Below are 18,041 nucleotides of genomic sequence, written 5' to 3' on the forward strand. Positions count from 1 at the left end.
CAGGCGCGGTCTGCGGCGGAGTCGCTGCCGCAGGCGTTTGCCCCGTCGCCGGAGCTGCCGGAGCCGATGGCTCGGCCGCCGGTGCCGCCTGCGGCGCCGCCGGTGCAGGCGTTGCCGCTTGCGAGAATGCCGCAGTCTGGCTCAGGCAAAGCACAGCAAGGGTCGATGTGCCCAAAAGGGCCAGTCTGGTAGCGCGCATAGTCTTCCCCAACCCGATCGCGCTACCGAACCTGCTCGCCCATAGGCCGCGACATCAATTAGTAGGTAAGGCTACATGTTAATGTTGAGCCATCATCTGTCAAGATGCTGCGAATGAGTCGCAAATGCGAGGCGCCGGGCTGTTGCAGATCGGCGACAAGTCGCCAACTTGCAATGTGGTCTGCAGCACGCCATGGTCGCGCCTCGTCTGGATGGATTCGCCTGGAAGGTGCAGTGGTGCGTAAGCCCTCGACAGATCGGGCCAAACCGATGCAGCCACTCCCCACGGAGCAGACGCAGGCGCGCCGCTTTGGCAAGGCGCGGTCGGCGCGGTCGACTGCGGTTCTGGAAGACTATGTCGAGTTGATCTCCGACCTGCTCGGAACGACCGGTGAGGCGCGTCCAACCGACATCGCGCGCAGGCTGGGCGTCTCGCACCCGACGGCGATCGACACCATTGCGAGATTGAAGCGCGAAGACCTGGTGACGGCGCGTCCCTATCGCGGGGTATTCCTGACCGAAAAGGGTGAGGCACTCGCCAAGCGAGTCCGCACGCGTCACCGTCTGGTGGTTGATGTCCTGTTGGCGCTCGGCGTTCCCCAGGAAGCCGCCGAGGGCGACGCCGAGGGCATTGAGCATCATGTTTCCGATGTGACGCTGAAGGCCTTTGCCGAATTTCTTCGCGACGCCAAGGATCGACGCAAGGCGTGAGGCGATAGGGCGCGCGCGATTCTTGACGCGTTTTCTTGACGCGAACCGGTCGCCACTTCGCTTGAAAGCGCTCTATCCGGCCTTGCTCGTCTTGCGCTCGCCGGTCATCGCATTTTCGGCCGCCCGGTTCATCAGCGACGCATAGTCATGGCCGAACAGGATTTCGCAGAAGCGGATCGCCGCCTTGGCCTGCATCAGCCGGTAGGCACGCGCCTTGGTATCGCCGCCGCGCAGCGTCTGCACCAGGCTCTCGGTGGAATGCTCGACGTAATGCTGCAGGTCGGAATAGGTCCGCAACGTGACCTCGTTGATGGCGAGTTCGCTCGCATAGGTGCGGCACACCGCCACGAAGTCGATCAGGGCGGCGATTTCCTCGACCTCCGAGGCATCGATCTTCGGCGCCGAGGCGATATCCTTGTCGGCGCGCTGGCGCAGGATGCGGCGGACCCGGCCGGGGACGCTCTCGATTTCAGACTGCAGGGAATTGGAAATGTCGGCGCGGATCGACGTGAGCTGGCGACCCCACGCGGAATCGTTGCGCAGATCGAGTTCGGTGCGCAACCCGCGCACGCCGTCATGCAGGATTTTCAGTTGCTCGCCGACATTGTCGAATTGGCTGCGCCGGATGTCCGTGCGAAGGCAGGCTGTCAGGAATGAGAGATCGTGCAGCGCGATCGTGACGGCGATGCCGTAGGGCGTGGCAGCCACCCGAATCTCGTCATCGGAGGCCGCCATCTTGATCGCGAGACGGATGATCTGCCATGGCGCCGCCAGCCGCTGCATGATCAGCGACAGCGCGAACGGCAGCAATGACGGAGTCTGCAACGAGGGTACGTTGAGCGCCGCGGTCACCATCTCGAGCTGGGAGGGCGTCAGCGCCCGGATCTGGCCGGGAAGCCGGCTGCCGAGCGTATCGATCGGCTCGCGGGCGCGCAGCACCGCGCCGATCGACAGCAGATCCTCGACGACATTCGGCGGACCGATCCGCGAGAGCGCGCGCTGCCGGTCGTCGCCCTGCACCGGGGTTGCGACCTGGACAATCGCTTCGGCCGCGGCGAGCTGAAACTTGCGGGTGGCGGCTTCCAGACCCGCGGTCGAGCCGCTCTGCCTGATCGCGGCAAGCGTAGCCTCGAAGGCCGATGCCGCCTCGGGCGCGCCGTCGCGGCCGAGCCACTGCCAGACCGGCGTCAGCGAGGTGCGCCTGACCTGCCCGGCCCGCATCGGAAAGTTGCTTTCGATCAGGAACGGCTCGAGCGGACGGAACAACAGCCGTGCGGGGTCGTCGGTCCGCGGCCGCGCCTCGTCGTCATCTTCGTCTTCGGTTCCGCGCACGACCTTGCGCAATTGCTCGAGCACGAAGTTGGCGACGGCGACGTCTTCGCCGCGTTCGATGGCGCGCTCGAACTCGCGCATCAGCAGCGCCTGCGATTGAGGCGGGAGCTGGGCGAGATATTCCCTCAGCCGCTCGGTCGATGTCTGGCTCATGCGCCTGGTGTGAATATGCGTGTGTCATCCGGACGGCAAAACGCGTCCGCCCCGATCTTAGAAGTGCGCGCGTTAAGAAGGTGTTTAGGAATAACGAAATCGCCCCGGAGCGCTGCCGGATACTGCCCTCGACCCAAGGTCATCGCCGGACAGCGGCACTCAAATGCCAGGCAGCACCAGTTCGGCCCGCAGTCCGCCGATCGGGGCGTCGCCCAGAACAAGGCTTCCGCCATAGAGGCCGGCGAGATCGACCACGATCGAAAGTCCGAGCCCGGAACCCGGCTTGGATTCATCCAGCCGCTGGCCACGCCGGGAGACCTGCGCGCGCTCGGCGGCGGACAATCCACGGCCATCATCATCGACGATGATCCGCAGCCGCGGTCCGCTGCCGGCCGAGGTCGGCGGCTCCGCCCGCACCTCGATGAAGACCCGCGAGGCGGCCCATTTGCAGGCATTGTCGACCAGATTGCCGGCCATCTCCTCGAGATCCTGGCGCTCGCCACGGAACTTCGCTTGCGCGTCGGCCCTGACCGTGATGGTGATGCCGCGATCGCGATGAATCTTTTCCATGGTTCGCCGCAGCGCCTCGATGGCGGGTGCGACCTCGGTAACGGTGCCGACGATTGTGACGCGGGCGGCGATGCGGGCGCGCTCGAGGTGATGGGCGACCTGATCCCGCATCACATCGGCCTGCTCCAACACCTTGCTGGCAAAGGGATCTACCGCGTGGGCGGCGGCCTCGTTGACGATGACGGAGAGCGGCGTCTTGATCGCGTGGGCGAGATTGCCGACATGGGTGCGCGCGCGTTCGACGATCTCGCGGTTGGCATCGATCAGCGCGTTGGTCTCGCGCGCCAGCGGCGCGATCTCGACGGGAAATTCGCCTTCCAGCCGCTCGGCGCGGCCGGAGCGGATGTCGGCAATCGATTCCGAAATCCGCTTCAGCGGCGCCAGACCGAAACGGACCTGGAAGATCGTGGTCAGCAGCAGCACGATGCCGAGCGCTGCGAAGGTGCCGCCGAGGTAATAGTCGAAGGCGCGGATTTCGTCGAAAATCTCGGAGGCGTCGCCCGCCACGCTGACCAGAAATTTGCCGTCGGCGCCGAGATCGACCGGCCGCTCGACGACCCGCAGACTCTGGCCCTCGGGCCCGTCGATGTAGCCGAGACGGATGCCGGCGGGGGTCAGATCCGCGCCGATGTCCTCGAGCTTCGGCAACTTCTTGTCCCACAGCGAACGCGACGCTTTCGTCTCCGCCTTCTCGTCGGTACGGACGATCTGCCAGTACCAGCCGGACAGCGGCAGTTCGAACAGCGGCTCGCCGAGCGACTGGAACTGGTGGTCCGGCGGCTCGTCCGGGGTCGCGACTTCGGCGATCAGGGTGCGAAGATAGAGGTTGATGCGGCGGTCGAAGGCGCGCTCGGTCGCGTTGCGATAGACCGACGACAGGATGACGCCGGTTATGACCAGAATCACGACCACCCACGCGGTCGCCGACAGGAACAACCGCGTGGCGAGCGAGCTTCCGCGCATCAGATCAAGATCCCGAAGAGCATATCCCAAGGCTCCGATCCGACGGATCGGGGCCTGCTTTCGGATAAGATCATGCTCGAATAAAAGAGCAAGGCTCATCAGGCGCCGGGTGATGGCGGCGTCAGGAGATAGCCGAGCCCGCGCACGGTCTGGATGATGTCGACATCGAGCTTCTTGCGGATGCGGCCGACGAAGACCTCGATCGTGTTGGAGTCACGGTCGAAGTCCTGGTCGTAGAGATGCTCGACCAGTTCGGTGCGCGACACCACGCGCCCGGTGTGGTGCATCAGGTAGGCCAGCAGCCGGTACTCATGCGAGGTCATCTTGATCGGGTTGCCGGAGACGCTGACGCGGCCGGTGCGCGTATCCAGCGACACCGGACCGCAGGTCAGTTCCGACTGCGCATGACCGGTGGAACGGCGCAGCAGCGCGCGAATGCGTGCCAGGACCTCCTCGAGATGGAACGGCTTTGCGACGTAATCGTCAGCGCCGGCATCGAAGCCCTGCACCTTGTCGCTCCAGCGGTCGCGGGCGGTGAGGATCAGGACCGGCATCCCGCGGCCGTTACGGCGCCACGCCTCCAGCACCGAGATGCCGTCCATCTTGGGCAGCCCGATGTCGAGCACCACGGCGTCGTAGGGCTCGCTGTCGCCGAGATAGTGCCCCTCCTCGCCGTCGAACGCGCGATCGACCACATAACCGGCATCCGTCAAAGCCGTCGTAAGCTGACGGTTGAGATCCGGATCGTCCTCAACAACAAGCAGGCGCAAGCTGGCCTCCAAAAATGAGCCCTAGGAAATCAGATCCCAAGATGAGGCCGACCCGCGTGAACGGGCCATGAACGGGGCACACGGTGCAATGTTACTTTTTCGTTAGACGGACTTCCGCAGCCGGGAGCACGCCCGCAGACAGCAGGCCAAACGCCTAACATACCCAATCGAATGCCCCAAGCACCCGGCCGGCTGCTTGCGCCGACAACCCGCAAAAAAGCGGCTGCTTCAGCCCTCAGGTCTGGAAGAATACGAACCAGACGATGCCCAGGATGAGAATCGCGAGCCCGGTCGAAACCGACAGCAGCGCGAGCACCGACGGTCCGGGTTCGGCCTGGCGCGCCTCAGTCGGGGTTTCGACGATCTGGCCATGTCGTTGCGTTGCCATGGTGACCTCTTCAAGTAAGTGCCTGTAAATGCCAGCGAATGCTTCGACACCGGCCGTTAAAGCAACGCTTCATCGGAGATGATGTTCCGAACCTCGGCGTGCCCGATGGCAGCGTGCAAAAGGTCGCAGGCCGGCGGCAGAAGGGGCGGTCAACGGTTAACGCCGTTCCACGATTCCCCGCTCCGGCATATTTGAGACGAGGTGATCCGATGGTATCCTCGCTGGTTGTCTGTTGCGTTTTTTTGGAGTAGCCCATGGCCCCCCGCGCCAATTGGAAGGGTTTTCTGCGCCTGTCGCTCGTGACCTGTCCGGTCGCCCTTTATCCGGCGACGTCGGATACCGAGAAGGTCTCGTTCAACCAGATCAACCGCAAGACCGGCCACCGCATCAAATACGCCAAGGTCGACGCCGAGACCGGCGAGGAAGTCGCCAACGACGACATCATGAAGGGCTACAAGGTCGACACCGACACCTATATCGAGGTGACGAAGGACGAGCTTGACGACCTCGCGCTGGAATCGACCCGCACCATCGAGATCGACGAGTTCGTGCCGAGGGCCGATATCGACAGCCGTTATGTGATCCGCCCCTATTATCTCGTGCCGGACGGCAAGGTCGGCCACGATGCGTTTGCGGTGATCCGCGAAACCATCCGCAACATGGACAAGGTCGCGATCGGACGCGTGGTGCTGACCAATCGCGAGCACATCATCGCGCTGGAGCCGCTCGACAAGGGCTTGATGGGAACGCTGCTGCGCTACCCCTATGAGGTGCGCGGCGAGACGGAATATTTCGAGGATATCCAGGACGTGAAGATCACCAAGGATATGCTTGATCTGGCGAAGCATATCGTCGAGCAGAAATCCGCTTCATTCGAGCCCGAGCAGTTCGAGGACCGCTACGAGCAGGCGCTGATCGACCTGATCAACCAGAAGCGCAACGGCCTGAGCACCAAGACCAAGGCCGCGCCGAAGACCACCGGCAACGTCATCAACCTGATGGACGCGCTCAAGCGCAGCCTCGCCAGTGAAAAACAGGCCGCCCCTGCCCCCGCCAAGAGCAAGGGCAAGAAGCCGAAGAAGGCCGCTGCCGGCCAGCGCGAGATGCTGTTGCCGATCAGCGGCGGCGGCAAGCGAGCGGCCAAGGAGAAGGAAACGGTAAAGGAAGCGCTGAAGAAGGCGGAGAAGCCGGCACGTACCGCCGCCCGCACCAAGAAGGCCGGATAACCGGGCAAGGAGCGCGATAGCTTCCATCTAGCGCGCGATGCCGTGGTCGACCCCATTCGATAATCCGATACCGCTTCGCAGCGGAGGCAGGCTGGCGACGCTGCAGCAGGCCGCCGACTACGTCATGGCATTGCCGGAAAAAGTGCAGCACGAGGCGCACTGGCAAGTCGCGGTGGAAAACCTGATCAACGCGGCCGAGACCGGCGGCGGCTGGCTGATGTTCGCGCGGATCGCGATGATGCAAGCACTCAATGCGGACGGGAAAGAAGGCTAGCCGCAGGACTCCCTCGCGGCCATCGTGCCCGCCCCGCCCTACTTGATCGAGGTGCCGACGTCGACGAATTTCGAGCTGAGCGCGCTGCCGACGCCGTTGACGGCGGTGACGATCACGATGCTGATGCCGGCCGCAATGAGACAATATTCGATGGCGGTAGCACCGCACTCATCATCGACAAATCGTGCAAGTAATCGACGCATGAAAAACTCCTGTCGACGCTCCCCGGAGGTCCCGCGCCATACTGGTTAAACTCTAGATCGGAACCGTTGAAGAGGCCTTGAGGAACAGCATGAACGATTGATTAAGGCAGACGAGGAAATCCCTGCCCCGGAATCGTACGGTACGGAAAATTTACCATCGATTCTCCGTCACCCGTCCATCGCCGCCCGATCGGCGTCCTGCGGAGTGAGCGCACATGGCGGCGCAGAAGCGCGAAACGGGAAAGAATTACATCGGGCTCCTGCATGAGGAGACCGAGGAGCGGCGCGTCGCCGAACTGTCGCCTGAAGCGACGTACACCGTCCTGGACCAGCTACTCAGCCTGGTGGCTGCAATGTTCAACCGCCGCAGCGAAGCGAGGTAACTAACCCGCCCTGCCGCGGCGCTAAACAAACGGACCGGGCAATGGCCCGGTCCGCAAGGTCGTTCTTTAGAAGTTGCGCTGGGCGCGGAGCTGAAGCAGGACAGTGTCCTGATCCTTGAACTCGTAGAGCGCGTTCGGCTTCGGAGCGGTCGCCGTGAACACCGACGAACCCGACATCTTCTGGTCGAGATGGAACCACTGGACTTCGCCCGAGAACGTCAGGTTCTTGACCGGGGTCCAGCGGGTAACGATGCCGAGCTGCGAAACGTTGAAGTCGGGGTTACAGGTGTAGTTGCCCGCATTGTTTCCGTTCAACGCCTGTCCCGAATGGCTGGCAGCGAAGGCGGCGCAATAAGCACCCTTGGCCGTCGTGGTGCCGGCACCGAGCAGATTGTCGTTGGCGTTGCCGTCGTAGCGGACCGCTGAGTAGCTGCCGAACAGGCTGGTCGACCAGTACGGGCTCCAGTTGTGATTGAACGCGCCGCGGAGGCCCCAGGCCGTCGTCAGGACGATGCCGCCGGTACCGCCTGCGCCCGGCATATAGACGCCATCGGTGGTCGCGCCGAAGCCGACGCTCTGGTAGCCGAAGCCGCTGCTGCCGAACATCGCAAAGTTCGGCGACGTGCCGCTGGTGGCGATCACGTTCTTGGTCGTGCCCTTGGCATAGGAGACGTCGAACTTGATGTCGTCGCCCGCGCCGGTCGGCAGGTTCTTGATCTGCAACGCCGCCATCACCGAGCCGCCCCACTTGCTCTCGGGGTGACCGCTGATCTCGGAAAGGTTGTTCGGGACGCCGCCGGCGGCCAACGTGTTGTAGGACCCGCTAACCTCGTGCGCCGCGGCCGACAACTGGAACAGACCCCAAGCCTGGTCGACCCGGATGTTGCCGACGATGTCGGGCGAATGCATACCGGCATAGACGTTCGAGCCGGTGCCGTTGGCACCGATCGCAGACGGGATGCCGAGGTTGTAGACGGCGGTGCGATTCCACACGGTCGGATCGTCGAGACCGATCGAGGCCGAAACGCCGTTGCCGAACTGTGCGGTGTACTGGATGTTGTTGACGCCGGTGTCGGTGTTGTTGCCGCCCAACAGGCTCGAGTTGATGTTGCCCGGGAAACCATTCCAGGGCGTCGAATAGGCCGACGAGGACTTACCGAAGGTGAAGCCGGCGAACTGGATGAAGAGGTATTCGACCGCCACATAGCCGCCGCCCGCCGTGGACAGCAGAGCACTGTTGAGGGGCGTGCCGGAGTTGAAGGTCGTTCCGGGGTTGGTCGATCCGAAGTTCTGGAACTGGAAGTCACCCTGGCCGAAGGTGCGGACCACGCCGTACTCGGTCGCGGTGCGGGTATCGACGGTCAGCGCCATGCGCGAGCGACCAAGGAAATAGTCGCGATAGCGGTTTTGCTGGCCGAGATCGCCGCTCCAGGCCGGCGCGCCGTGGGCGCCGCCGTTGAACGTGAGATCCGCGCGCAGATAACCGCCGATCTTGATGCAGGTATCGGTGCCCGGGATATAGAAGAAGCCGGCGCCGTAAAGCGAACAGATCCGCACATATTCGACTGCCTTGGCTTTGACCGGAAGGTCGGCCGCCTGTGCGCTGCTCAGAGCGATCAAACCCGCCGCCGAGCTGAGAATGAGTGAACGCGCCGTAATCATTTTAGTCTCCTGTCCTGCGATTCATGCAGTTGCATGCGGGACAGGTAATCCAAAAATCCTTACCGTGAATGACAAGGATGTGATGCGGCCTCAGTTGGATCGCGGTTGTGATGTTTTCGCAACGCGACCGGTCGAGCGACGCGTCAGGCGAAACTTTTCGTTCAGTCAACCCGCGCTCACGGCAATAATATTCTCGCTTTGTGAACGGCCGGTCGTGGCACCAGGTTACAAAACGCATATCAGCACTTCCGCGCACACGCGTCGCCCTTGCTTTACCAAGCCGGAAAATCCTGTTCCTACTATTGCAAAGCGACCGGGCCAAACCGGCCTGCAATCAAGGGGGAGAGACCGTCATGAAGCTCGGCGCCGCCATCGCGGAAATCATGAAGCGGGAGGGAATCGAGATCCTCTGCGGCTATCCGGTCAATCATCTCATTGAATATGCCGCCAATGCCGACATCCGCCCGGTGATGGTGCGCCAGGAGCGCATCGGCGTACACATGGCGGACGCGATCTCGCGCGTCACCTCGGGGCAATCGATCGGCGCGTTCTGCATGCAGCATGGGCCCGGCGCCGAGAACGCGATGGGCGGCGTCGCGCAGTGCTACGGCGAATCCGTCCCCGTGCTGGTGCTCCCGATGGGTTATGCGCGCCGGCTCGCCAATATCGACCCGAATTTCAATTCCAGCCAGGCGATGAAGGCGTTCTCGAAATCGTCCGAGCCGATCAACATCGCGGCGGAAGTCTGCAACATCTTTCGCAGGGCATTCACCAAACTGAAGAACGGCCGCGGCGGGCCGGTGATCGTCGAAATCCCCGCCGACATGTGGAACGAGGAAGTACCGGAACCGCTGAACTACACGCCGGTGCTGCGCACCCGCTACGGCGCCGATCCCGTACATGTGAAGGAGGCGGCGGCCCTGCTTGTCGCGGCAAAACGCCCAGTGATTTATGCCGGCCAGGGCGTGCACTACGCCAAGGCGTGGCCGCAGCTCAAACGGCTGGCCGAGCGCCTCGCCATTCCCGTCACGACCAGCCTTGGCGGCAAGTCGTCATTTCCGGAAACGCATCCGCTGTCGCTGGGATCAGGTGGCCTCGCCGTGCCGCGCGCAGTGCCGAAATTCCTGGGGGATGCCGACGTGATCTTCGGCATCGGCTGCTCGTTCACCGAGACGTCGTTCGGCATCGCCATGCCGAAGGGCAAGACCATCATCCATTCCACGCTCGATCCCAACCACCTCAACAAGGATGTCGAGGCCAGGATCGGGCTGGTCGGCGACGCCGGCCTGGTGCTCGACGCGCTATTGGAAGAAATCGGCAAAACCGTAAAGTCGGATCGTGATGCGACGGCGGTGGCCGCCGAAATCGCCGCCTCCCACAGGGAATGGCTGGCGAAATGGATGCCGAAGCTGACCCATAACGACACGCCGCTGAATCCCTACCGCGTGCTGTGGGACCTGCAGCACACCGTCGATATCAACAACACCATCATCACCCACGATGCCGGCAGCCCGCGCGACCAGTTGTCCCCGTTCTGGAAATCGGTCGAGCCGCTGTCCTATATCGGCTGGGGCAAGACCACGCAGCTCGGCTACGGCCTTGGCCTCGCAATGGGCGCCAAGCTGGCGAAACCCGACAAGCTCTGCATCAACGTCTGGGGCGATGCCGCGATCGGCTTCACCGGCATGGATTTCGAGACCGCGGTGCGCGAGCGCATCCCGATCATGTCGATCCTGCTGAACAATTTCTCGATGGCAATCGAATTGAAGGTGATGCCGATCTCGACCGAGAAATACCGCTCCACCGACATTTCCGGCGACTACGCCGCGATGGCCCGCGCCTTCGGCGGCTATGGCGAGCGGGTGTTGAGGCCGGAAGACATCATTCCTGCGATCAAGCGCGGCATTGCAAAGACGCGGGAAGGCGTCCCGGTGCTCTTGGAATTCATCACCAGCAAGGAGACCGAGGTGTCGAGGCCCGGGACCTGAGCAGCAGGCGAACAGTCACCGATGCCGCGCGTCACCCTCATCGAAACCGGGCTCGTCAGCCCAACAAATCGCGAACTCCACGGATCGTATCCGCAGATGTTCGAGCAGATGATCGGCGCCGCCGACGCCACCGTCATGCTCGATACCGTCGGCATTGCTGCCGGCGAGCCGTTGCCGGATGTCAAAGGGCTGGAGGCGATCCTCATCACCGGCTCCCCGGCGGGAGTCTACGATCCCCTGGACTGGATCGCGCCGCTCGAGGATTTCGTGCGCACCGCCCACGACAGGCAGGTGCCGATGGTCGGGGTCTGCTTCGGCCATCAATTGATCGCGCAGGCGCTGGGCGGGACGGTGCGCAAATCGGAGAAAGGCTGGGGCCTCGGGCGGCATGTCTACGACGTCACGCCTGATAATGGCCTGATCGACGGCACGCGCATCGCGCTCGCCGCCTCGCACCAGGATCAGGTCATCACGCCGCCGGTCGGCGCCAACACCATCCTGTCCTCGGATTTCACGCCGCATGCAGGCCTGCTCTACGCCGGCGGTACCACGCTCTCGGTACAGCCACACCCGGAATTCTCCATCGGCTATGCGCTGGCCTGCTGCGAGATGGCGCATGCCAGAGGTCATGCACCTGACAACCTCGTCGCGGCCGCAAAGGCCTCGCTCGCCGAGCCCCTGGAAAGCGCCAGGCTCGGAGGCGCGATCACGCGCTTCCTGACGCGATCAGGGTGACGTGCGCGCGACAAAAGGCTTGCCTCAAGACCTCCATGACGCTGGCTCTCACGCTTCCGGGATGAAATAATCCGACTGGAACCGCGGCGAGACGGCCCAATCGGCCCTGCCCGCGCCTGAACGCAATGGATCGTTGGAATGGCGACGCTTCCCGAGGACATTTCGGTCGCGATCGATGAGCTGGGATCAGCCATCACCGAGATGGAGTCGCACCTCGAATCCGCTCGCGCCGAGCGCGACGAGGCGAAGGCGCTCCAGACCGAGCTCGAAATCGAGAATGCGAATCTGCGCCGGGAACTGAACCTCGCGCGCGAGCAGCAGAAGGCTTCCGCGGGTATCCTCAGCGTCATCAGCAATTCGATGGCCGATACCAAACCGGTATTCGAACGCATCCTCTCCGGCATCAAGCATCTTTTTGACGGCGAGGAGAGCCTGATCTTTCTCACCGGCGAAGAAGGCCTGTTGCAAATTGCGGCCGCGCGTGGCGCAAACGCCGAGGCCGCGCGCGAGCGGTTTCCGATTCCGATTGAAGGAACGGCAAGCGAGCTTGCGATTCGCGAGCGGCGGCTGGTGCGTTCTGCCGACGTCCAGAACGATCCGGACGTGCCGATCGACCTGCGCGAGACCGCTCGCAGGATCGGGCAAAACTATTCGATGGCCATTGCGCCCATGCTCTGGGAAGACAAGGCAATCGGCACGATTTTCGTGGGCCGCACCTCGATGGTGCCGTTTACGGACAGGGAGTGCGAACTGCTCAACGTTTTCGCCGATCAGGCGGTCATTGCAATCCAGAACGCGCGGCTGGTCAACGACACCCGCGAGGCGCTGGAGCGGCAGACGGCCACCGCCGACATCCTCAAGGTGATTGCCTCCTCGCCCTCGGATGTGCAGCCGGTGTTCGAAGCCATCGCAGAAAGCGCCAAGCGCTTGCTGGGCGGATTCTCGACCACGGTACTGCATTTCATCGGCGAAGAGCTTCATCTGGTTGCCTACACACCGACCAGTCCCGAGGCCGATGAAGCGCTGAAGGCCTCCTTCCCGCGCAAGCTCGCGGAATTCCCGGTCTTTGCGCTGGTCCGTAACGGCGAGACTATCCAGTTCGCCGACACCGAAGCCGAAGGGGTGCCGGAAGCGAACCGGGAATTGGCCCGGCTGCGCGGCTTCCGCAGCGTGCTGTTCACACCCCTGATGAACCGCGGGACGCCGGTCGGCATGATCAGCGTCACGCGAGCGGAGCCCGGCGCCTTCGCGCGTCACCACGTTCAACTGCTCAAGACCTTCGCCGACCAGGCGGTGATCGCCATCGAAAATACACGTCTCTTCAACGAAACGCAGGAGGCGCTGGAGCGGCAGACGGCAACGGCGGATATCCTGAAGGTCATCGCGAGTTCGCCGTCGGACACAACCCCGGTGTTCGATACCATCGCCGACAGCGCCAACCGCCTGATCGGCGGCTTTTCGGCCGCCGTGTTCCGCTACATCGACGACAAGATTCATCTGGCTGCCTTCACGCCGACCGACGCGGAAGGCGACGCCTTCCTGCGGTCCTCATTCCCGATCCCGCTGGACAAGTTTCCGCCCTACCAGCTGACGCGCCAGGGGGCACCGGCTGAATTGCCCGATACCGATCTCGAGCCGGCGGCGCGCAACATTGCGCGGGCCCGCGGCTATCGCAGCATGCTGTTCGCGCCGCTGATGAATGACGGTGAGGCCGTCGGCATCATCACCGTCACCCGCGTCGCGCCCGGCCCATTCGGCGAACAGCACACCCGCTTGCTGCAGATGTTCGCCGACCAGGCCGTGATCGCGATCAAGAATGTCGGACTGTTCAACGAGGTGAAGGCGCGGACCGATGACCTCAGCGAATCCCTGCGACAGCAAACCGCCGTCGGCGACGTGCTCAAGACTATCAGCCGTTCGACTTTCGAATTGCAGCCGGTACTCGACACGCTGGTGCAGTCGGCGGCGCATCTTTGTGACGCCGACATGGCCTTCATCATGCGCCGCGTGGACGACGAATACCGCGCAGGCGCCGCCGTCGGCTACACCGAGGCCTATATCGACTTCCTTACCAACCACCCGCTGGTTGTCGATCGCGGCACGGTGACTGGCCGCTCCGTGCTCGAGCGGCGCCCGGTCCAGATTCTGGACGTGAAGGCTGATCCCGAATACACGCTTCAAGAGACTTACACTCTCGCCGGCCAGCGCACCACGGTCGGCGTGCCGTTGTTGCGCGAGAACGAACCAATCGGCGTGATCGTGCTGGCACGCCGGCGCGTCGAACCGTTCACGCAGAAGCAGATCGACCTTGTCGCCACCTTTGCCGACCAGGCAGTGATCGCGATCGAGAATGTCCGCTTGTTCAACGAAGTTCACCAGCGCACCGAGGACCTGAGCGAAGCCCTTCAGCAGCAGACCGCCACCGGCGAGGTGCTGAAGGTGATCGCCTCCTCGCCGACCGACGTAAACCCCGCCCTCCAGGCCATTGTCGAAAGCGCCTGCACCTTCTGCAATGCCTATGATGCCGGCGTGCTGCTGAAGATTGGCGACAATTTGCATTTCAGCGCCCATCACGGACCCATTCGGACAGGTCAAGAGCCGCGTCCAATCAACAGAGACTGGGTCGTAGGTCGCTCGGTCGTCGACAAGACACCGGTGCAGGTGTCCGATTTTCAGGCTCCCGAGGCCGCCGAGTTTCCGGAGGGACAGCGGCAGTCGCGCGAACAGGGGCACCGCTGCACGCTCAGCGTACCGCTCTTGCGGGAGGGAGAGGCTATCGGCGCAATCGCATTGCGTCGCCTGGAACCGGCAGCCTTCAGCGACAAGCAGATCGCGCTGCTGCAGACCTTTGCCGACCAGGCCGTGATCGCCATCGGCAATGTGCGGCTGTTCGAAGAGGTGCAGGCCAAGACGCGCGACCTGTCGGAAGCCCTCACCTATCAGACCGGAAGCGCCAATATTCTCCGCGTCATCGCCGCGTCGCCAACTGACATCAATCCTGTCCTTAATGCCATCGCCGAAAGCGCCTGCGAGCTCTTGAACGCTTATGATGCGGTATTGCGCCTGAAGAAGGACGACAATCTCTGCTTCAGCGCCCACCATGGCCCGATATCGACGTTCAGGAATGAACGGCCCATCAACAGGGACTGGACGGCAGGCCGCGCGGTCGTCGATCGGCGGCCGATACAAATCAACGACCTGCTTGCTCCGGAGGGAGATGAATTTCCCGAAGCGCGGGAATTGGCTCTGCAGCAGGGCCACCGCACCATCATGAGCGTGCCCCTGCTGCGCGAGGGCGAGAGCCTGGGCGCGATTACGCTTCGTCGCCTGGAGGTGAATCCATTCAGCGACAAGCAAATCGCGCTGCTGCAGACCTTCGCCGACCAGGCCGTGATTGCCATCGGCAATGTGCGCTTGTTCGAGGAGGTACAGGCCAAGACGCGCGATCTGGAGGAATCGCTGCAGCAGCAGACCGCGACCGCGGACGTACTCAGGGTGATCAGCGCCTCGCCCGGAGAACTAGAGCCGGTGTTCCAGGCCATGCTGGAAAACGCCGGGCGACTCTGCGAGGCGAAATTTGCGATGCTGCGCCTGTTGAAAGGCGACCAATTTCACGGCGTCGCCGCGTGGAATTTGCCTCCCGCCTTCGGCGAATTTCTTGCGCAGACTCCGATCCGCGTCGACCCCAAGCTTCCGCTGGGCAGCGTCGTCACTACAAGGCAGCCGGTTCACGTCCATGATGTTTTGCAGCATGAGGCCTATCTTGAGCGCTATCCGGGCATGATCGCACTCGCGGAAATCGGCGGCGGCCGCACGCTGCTGCAGGTGCCCATGCTCAAGGAGAATCAACTCGTCGGAACGATCGGCCTCTACCGTCAGGAGGTCCGGCCGTTCACCGAGAAGCAGATCGCTTTGGTGCAGAACTTTGCTGCCCAAGCCGTGATCGCTATCGAAAATGCTCGCTTGCTTAACGAACTCCGCCAACGCACCAGCGACCTGTCCCAATCGCTGGACGACCTCCGCACCGCGCAGGACCGACTGGTGCAGACCGAAAAGCTCGCCTCGCTTGGCCAGCTCACCGCGGGCATCGCGCACGAGATCAAGAATCCGCTCAACTTCGTCAACAATTTCGCTGCCCTTTCAGCCGAATTGACCGAGGAACTGAACGACGTCCTCAAGCCCACCGAACTCGCCGACAAGATCCGCGCAGAAGTCGACGAGCTGACAGGGCTCTTGAGGGGCAACCTTGAGAAAGTCGTGCAGCACGGCAAGCGCGCTGATTCCATCGTCAAGAACATGCTTCTGCATTCGCGCGAGGGTGGCGGCGAGCACCGGCTGTCCGACATCAACGCACTGGTGGATGAGAGCCTCAACCTTGCCTATCACGGCGCCCGCGCCGAGAAGCCGGGCTTCAACGTCACACTGGAGCGCGATTTCGATCCGGCCGCAGGCGAGCTCGACCTGTTCCCGCAGGAGATTACCCGCGTGATCCTTAATCTGGTCTCGAATGGCTTTTACGCGGTGACCAGGCGCAACAAGGAAGGCAGCGAAGCCGGCTTCGAGCCGACGCTGCGGGCCAGCACGAAAAACCTCGGCGAAAGCGTCGAAATCCGCATCCGCGACAACGGCACCGGCATTCCGCCCGAGGTAAAGGAAAAGATGTTCAACCCCTTCTTCACCAGCAAGCCGGCCGGCGAAGGGACCGGCCTGGGCCTGTCGATGAGCCATGACATCGTCGTGAAACAGCACGGCGGGACAATTGACGTGGAGACCCAGCCGGGCCATTTCACCGAATTCCGCATCGTGTTGCCGCGAGCAAGCAATTTTGCAGAAAAGTCCAGAGGGTAGCCGTGAGTGTTCTGGTCCTGGTTGTCGATGACGAACCCGATGTGGAAGCGTTGTTCCGCCAGCAATTTCGCCGCGACCTGCGCGCGCAGCGATTCGTCATGGACTTCGCCAGTTCCGCGTCGGACGCGCTGGCGCGCGTCGGCTCGCCCACCGAGCATTCGCTGATCCTGATCCTGTCCGACATCAACATGCCCGGCATGACAGGGCTGGAAATGCTGCCGAAGGTCAAGGAAATGCGGCCCGAGGTGCCGGTCATCATGATCACGGCCTATGGCGATGCCGACACCAAGCGCAAGGCGCTCGAGAACGGCGCAACCGACCTTCTGACCAAACCGATCGACTTCGCGACGCTGCGTCAGGAGATCGATGCCAGGCTCGAGCAAGCCGCATGACCGCAACCATCCTTGTGGTCGATGATGAGCCGGATCTGGAAGCGCTGATCCTTCAGAAATTCCGGCGGCAGCTTCGCGAGGGGTTGGTCAGCTTCATGTTTGCGCGCGACGGGCTCGAGGCGTTGCAGTCGCTCGAAGCGCATCCGCACGTCGACCTGGTGGTTTCCGACATCAACATGCCGCGAATGGACGGCTTGACGCTGCTCGCCAGGCTGCAAGAGTCCGAGGAAAAGAAATCGACCATTATCGTGTCGGCCTACGGCGACATGAGCAACATCCGCACTGCGATGAATCGCGGCGCATTCGACTTCGTGACCAAGCCGATCGATTTCGTCGATCTCGAAGCGACGATCGACAAGACCCTGCGGCACATCGAAATGCTGCGCGAGGCACGTCGCCGTCAGGCGGAAGCCGAGCGCGCCCATGCCTCGCTCTCCCGCTATTTCTCGCCCGAGCTCGCCAAGCGGCTTGCGTCCGGCGTCGGCGACAGCACGGAGGTGACCTGGCGCGAGGTTGCAGTCATCTTCACCGACATAACCGGCTTCACCTCGCTCGTGGAGACTGCCGCGCCCGAACTCCTTGGGGAACTGCTCAACGAATACGTGGCCGGAATGACCGACGTCGTCTTCGCGCATGAGGGGACCGTGGCAAAGGTGATCGGCGATGCGATCGAGGTACTGTTCAATGCGCCCAGCGACCAGCCCGACTATGCGACGCGCGCAGTCGCCTGCGCAGGGGAGCTCGACGCATGGGCGGAGGCATTTCGCGAACGGTGGAAGGCGAGAGGCGTGAATTTCGGCGCCACCCGCATCGGCGCTCACGCCGGTCCTGCGCTGGTCGGCAATTTCGGTGGCGGCCGCTTCTTTGACTACACTGCTTATGGCGACGCCATCAACACGGCGGCGAGGCTTGAAGCGGCGAACAAGGTGCTCGGCACCCGGATCTGCGTCAGCGCGACGATTGCAAACGCGGCGGAGAATTTCGCGGGACGACCGGTCGGCGATCTCGTGCTGCGTGGGCGCAGCGAACCATTGCGCGCCTACGAGCCGTTATCGGCCGCGAGTTTTGGTGCGCCGGCGACATCGCAATATGGCGAAGCTTTCGCCAAGCTTGAGGCCGGCGATGGCAGTGCAATGCCGGCCTTTGCCGCACTTGTCGGCGCGCACGCCGAGGATCCTCTGGCCAACTTTCACCTGAAGCGGCTGCTCAACGGCGCGAAGGGTGTCCGTATGCAGCTTGAATAGC

The 18,041-nt window shown here is 63.0% G+C and carries 15 protein-coding genes; 9 read left to right on the top strand and 6 right to left on the bottom strand.

The window, feature by feature from the left end:
- Positions 1 to 420: 420 nt before the first annotated feature.
- A complete protein-coding gene (mntR, locus tag CQ12_RS10050; RefSeq protein ID WP_430642197.1) occupies positions 421 to 909 on the top strand; it encodes a manganese-binding transcriptional regulator MntR in 489 nt (162 codons plus the stop codon).
- Between the two features lie 72 nt (positions 910 to 981).
- Here mntR and CQ12_RS10055 read toward each other — a convergent pair whose 3' ends face one another.
- The 4 genes from CQ12_RS10055 to CQ12_RS44965 form a co-directional block, all read right to left on the bottom strand.
- Positions 982 to 2,394: a hypothetical protein gene (locus CQ12_RS10055; RefSeq protein ID WP_057835149.1), complete on the bottom strand. Its 1,413-nt coding sequence runs from the start codon at positions 2,392 to 2,394 to the stop codon at positions 982 to 984.
- Between the two features lie 159 nt (positions 2,395 to 2,553).
- The gene (locus tag CQ12_RS10060) at positions 2,554 to 3,927 is read right to left on the bottom strand and encodes a sensor histidine kinase (protein ID WP_057835186.1); all 1,374 of its coding nucleotides are present in this window, start codon (positions 3,925 to 3,927) and stop codon (positions 2,554 to 2,556) included.
- Between the two features lie 98 nt (positions 3,928 to 4,025).
- A complete protein-coding gene (locus CQ12_RS10065; protein ID WP_057835187.1) occupies positions 4,026 to 4,697 on the bottom strand; it encodes a response regulator transcription factor in 672 nt (223 codons plus the stop codon).
- A 235-nt stretch (positions 4,698 to 4,932) separates the two neighbouring features.
- On the bottom strand, positions 4,933 to 5,085 hold the full coding sequence (locus CQ12_RS44965; RefSeq protein WP_198164116.1) for a hypothetical protein: 153 nt from the start codon (positions 5,083 to 5,085) through the stop codon (positions 4,933 to 4,935).
- 254 nt (positions 5,086 to 5,339) lie between these two features.
- Here CQ12_RS44965 and ku point away from each other — a divergent pair, with 254 nt between their 5' ends.
- Both ku and CQ12_RS10075 read left to right on the top strand, forming a co-directional pair.
- Positions 5,340 to 6,311: a non-homologous end joining protein Ku gene (ku, locus tag CQ12_RS10070; RefSeq protein WP_057835150.1), complete on the top strand. Its 972-nt coding sequence runs from the start codon at positions 5,340 to 5,342 to the stop codon at positions 6,309 to 6,311.
- Positions 6,312 to 6,348: 37 nt separating this feature from the next.
- Positions 6,349 to 6,585 carry a hypothetical protein gene (locus CQ12_RS10075; protein ID WP_057835151.1) on the top strand — a complete coding sequence of 79 codons (237 nt, stop codon included), beginning with the start codon at positions 6,349 to 6,351 and terminating at the stop codon, positions 6,583 to 6,585.
- Positions 6,586 to 6,623: 38 nt separating this feature from the next.
- Here CQ12_RS10075 and CQ12_RS41440 read toward each other — a convergent pair whose 3' ends face one another.
- Positions 6,624 to 6,788 carry a Flp family type IVb pilin gene (locus tag CQ12_RS41440; RefSeq protein ID WP_063799713.1) on the bottom strand — a complete coding sequence of 55 codons (165 nt, stop codon included), beginning with the start codon at positions 6,786 to 6,788 and terminating at the stop codon, positions 6,624 to 6,626.
- 215 nt (positions 6,789 to 7,003) lie between these two features.
- Between CQ12_RS41440 and CQ12_RS43595 the strand changes: the two genes are divergently transcribed.
- On the top strand, positions 7,004 to 7,171 hold the full coding sequence (locus CQ12_RS43595; RefSeq protein WP_157088115.1) for a hypothetical protein: 168 nt from the start codon (positions 7,004 to 7,006) through the stop codon (positions 7,169 to 7,171).
- Positions 7,172 to 7,237: 66 nt separating this feature from the next.
- On the opposite strand, the gene CQ12_RS10080 is transcribed toward CQ12_RS43595, so the two are convergent.
- Complete coding sequence (locus tag CQ12_RS10080; protein ID WP_057835152.1) at positions 7,238 to 8,833, bottom strand: porin; 1,596 nt, start codon at positions 8,831 to 8,833, stop codon at positions 7,238 to 7,240.
- Positions 8,834 to 9,186: 353 nt separating this feature from the next.
- Here CQ12_RS10080 and CQ12_RS10085 point away from each other — a divergent pair, with 353 nt between their 5' ends.
- From CQ12_RS10085 to CQ12_RS10105, 5 genes are all read left to right on the top strand, one after another.
- Complete coding sequence (locus tag CQ12_RS10085) at positions 9,187 to 10,821, top strand: thiamine pyrophosphate-requiring protein (RefSeq protein ID WP_057835153.1); 1,635 nt, start codon at positions 9,187 to 9,189, stop codon at positions 10,819 to 10,821.
- A gap of 21 nt (positions 10,822 to 10,842) precedes the next feature.
- Positions 10,843 to 11,556: a type 1 glutamine amidotransferase gene (locus CQ12_RS10090; protein ID WP_057835154.1), complete on the top strand. Its 714-nt coding sequence runs from the start codon at positions 10,843 to 10,845 to the stop codon at positions 11,554 to 11,556.
- A gap of 138 nt (positions 11,557 to 11,694) precedes the next feature.
- Positions 11,695 to 16,404, top strand: coding sequence for a GAF domain-containing protein (locus CQ12_RS10095; RefSeq protein WP_157088116.1), 4,710 nt, complete (start codon positions 11,695 to 11,697; stop codon positions 16,402 to 16,404).
- Positions 16,405 to 16,406: 2 nt separating this feature from the next.
- Complete coding sequence (locus CQ12_RS10100) at positions 16,407 to 16,796, top strand: response regulator (protein WP_057835155.1); 390 nt, start codon at positions 16,407 to 16,409, stop codon at positions 16,794 to 16,796.
- Positions 16,793 to 18,040, top strand: a complete 1,248-nt coding sequence (locus CQ12_RS10105) for an adenylate/guanylate cyclase domain-containing protein (RefSeq protein WP_057835156.1) — start codon at positions 16,793 to 16,795, stop codon at positions 18,038 to 18,040. The genes CQ12_RS10100 and CQ12_RS10105 overlap by 4 nt, the downstream gene beginning before the upstream one ends.
- The last annotated feature ends 1 nt before the right edge of the window (position 18,041 follow it).

It is taken from the genome of Bradyrhizobium jicamae (genome assembly GCF_001440395.1).
GTDB lineage: Bacteria > Pseudomonadota > Alphaproteobacteria > Rhizobiales > Xanthobacteraceae > Bradyrhizobium > Bradyrhizobium jicamae.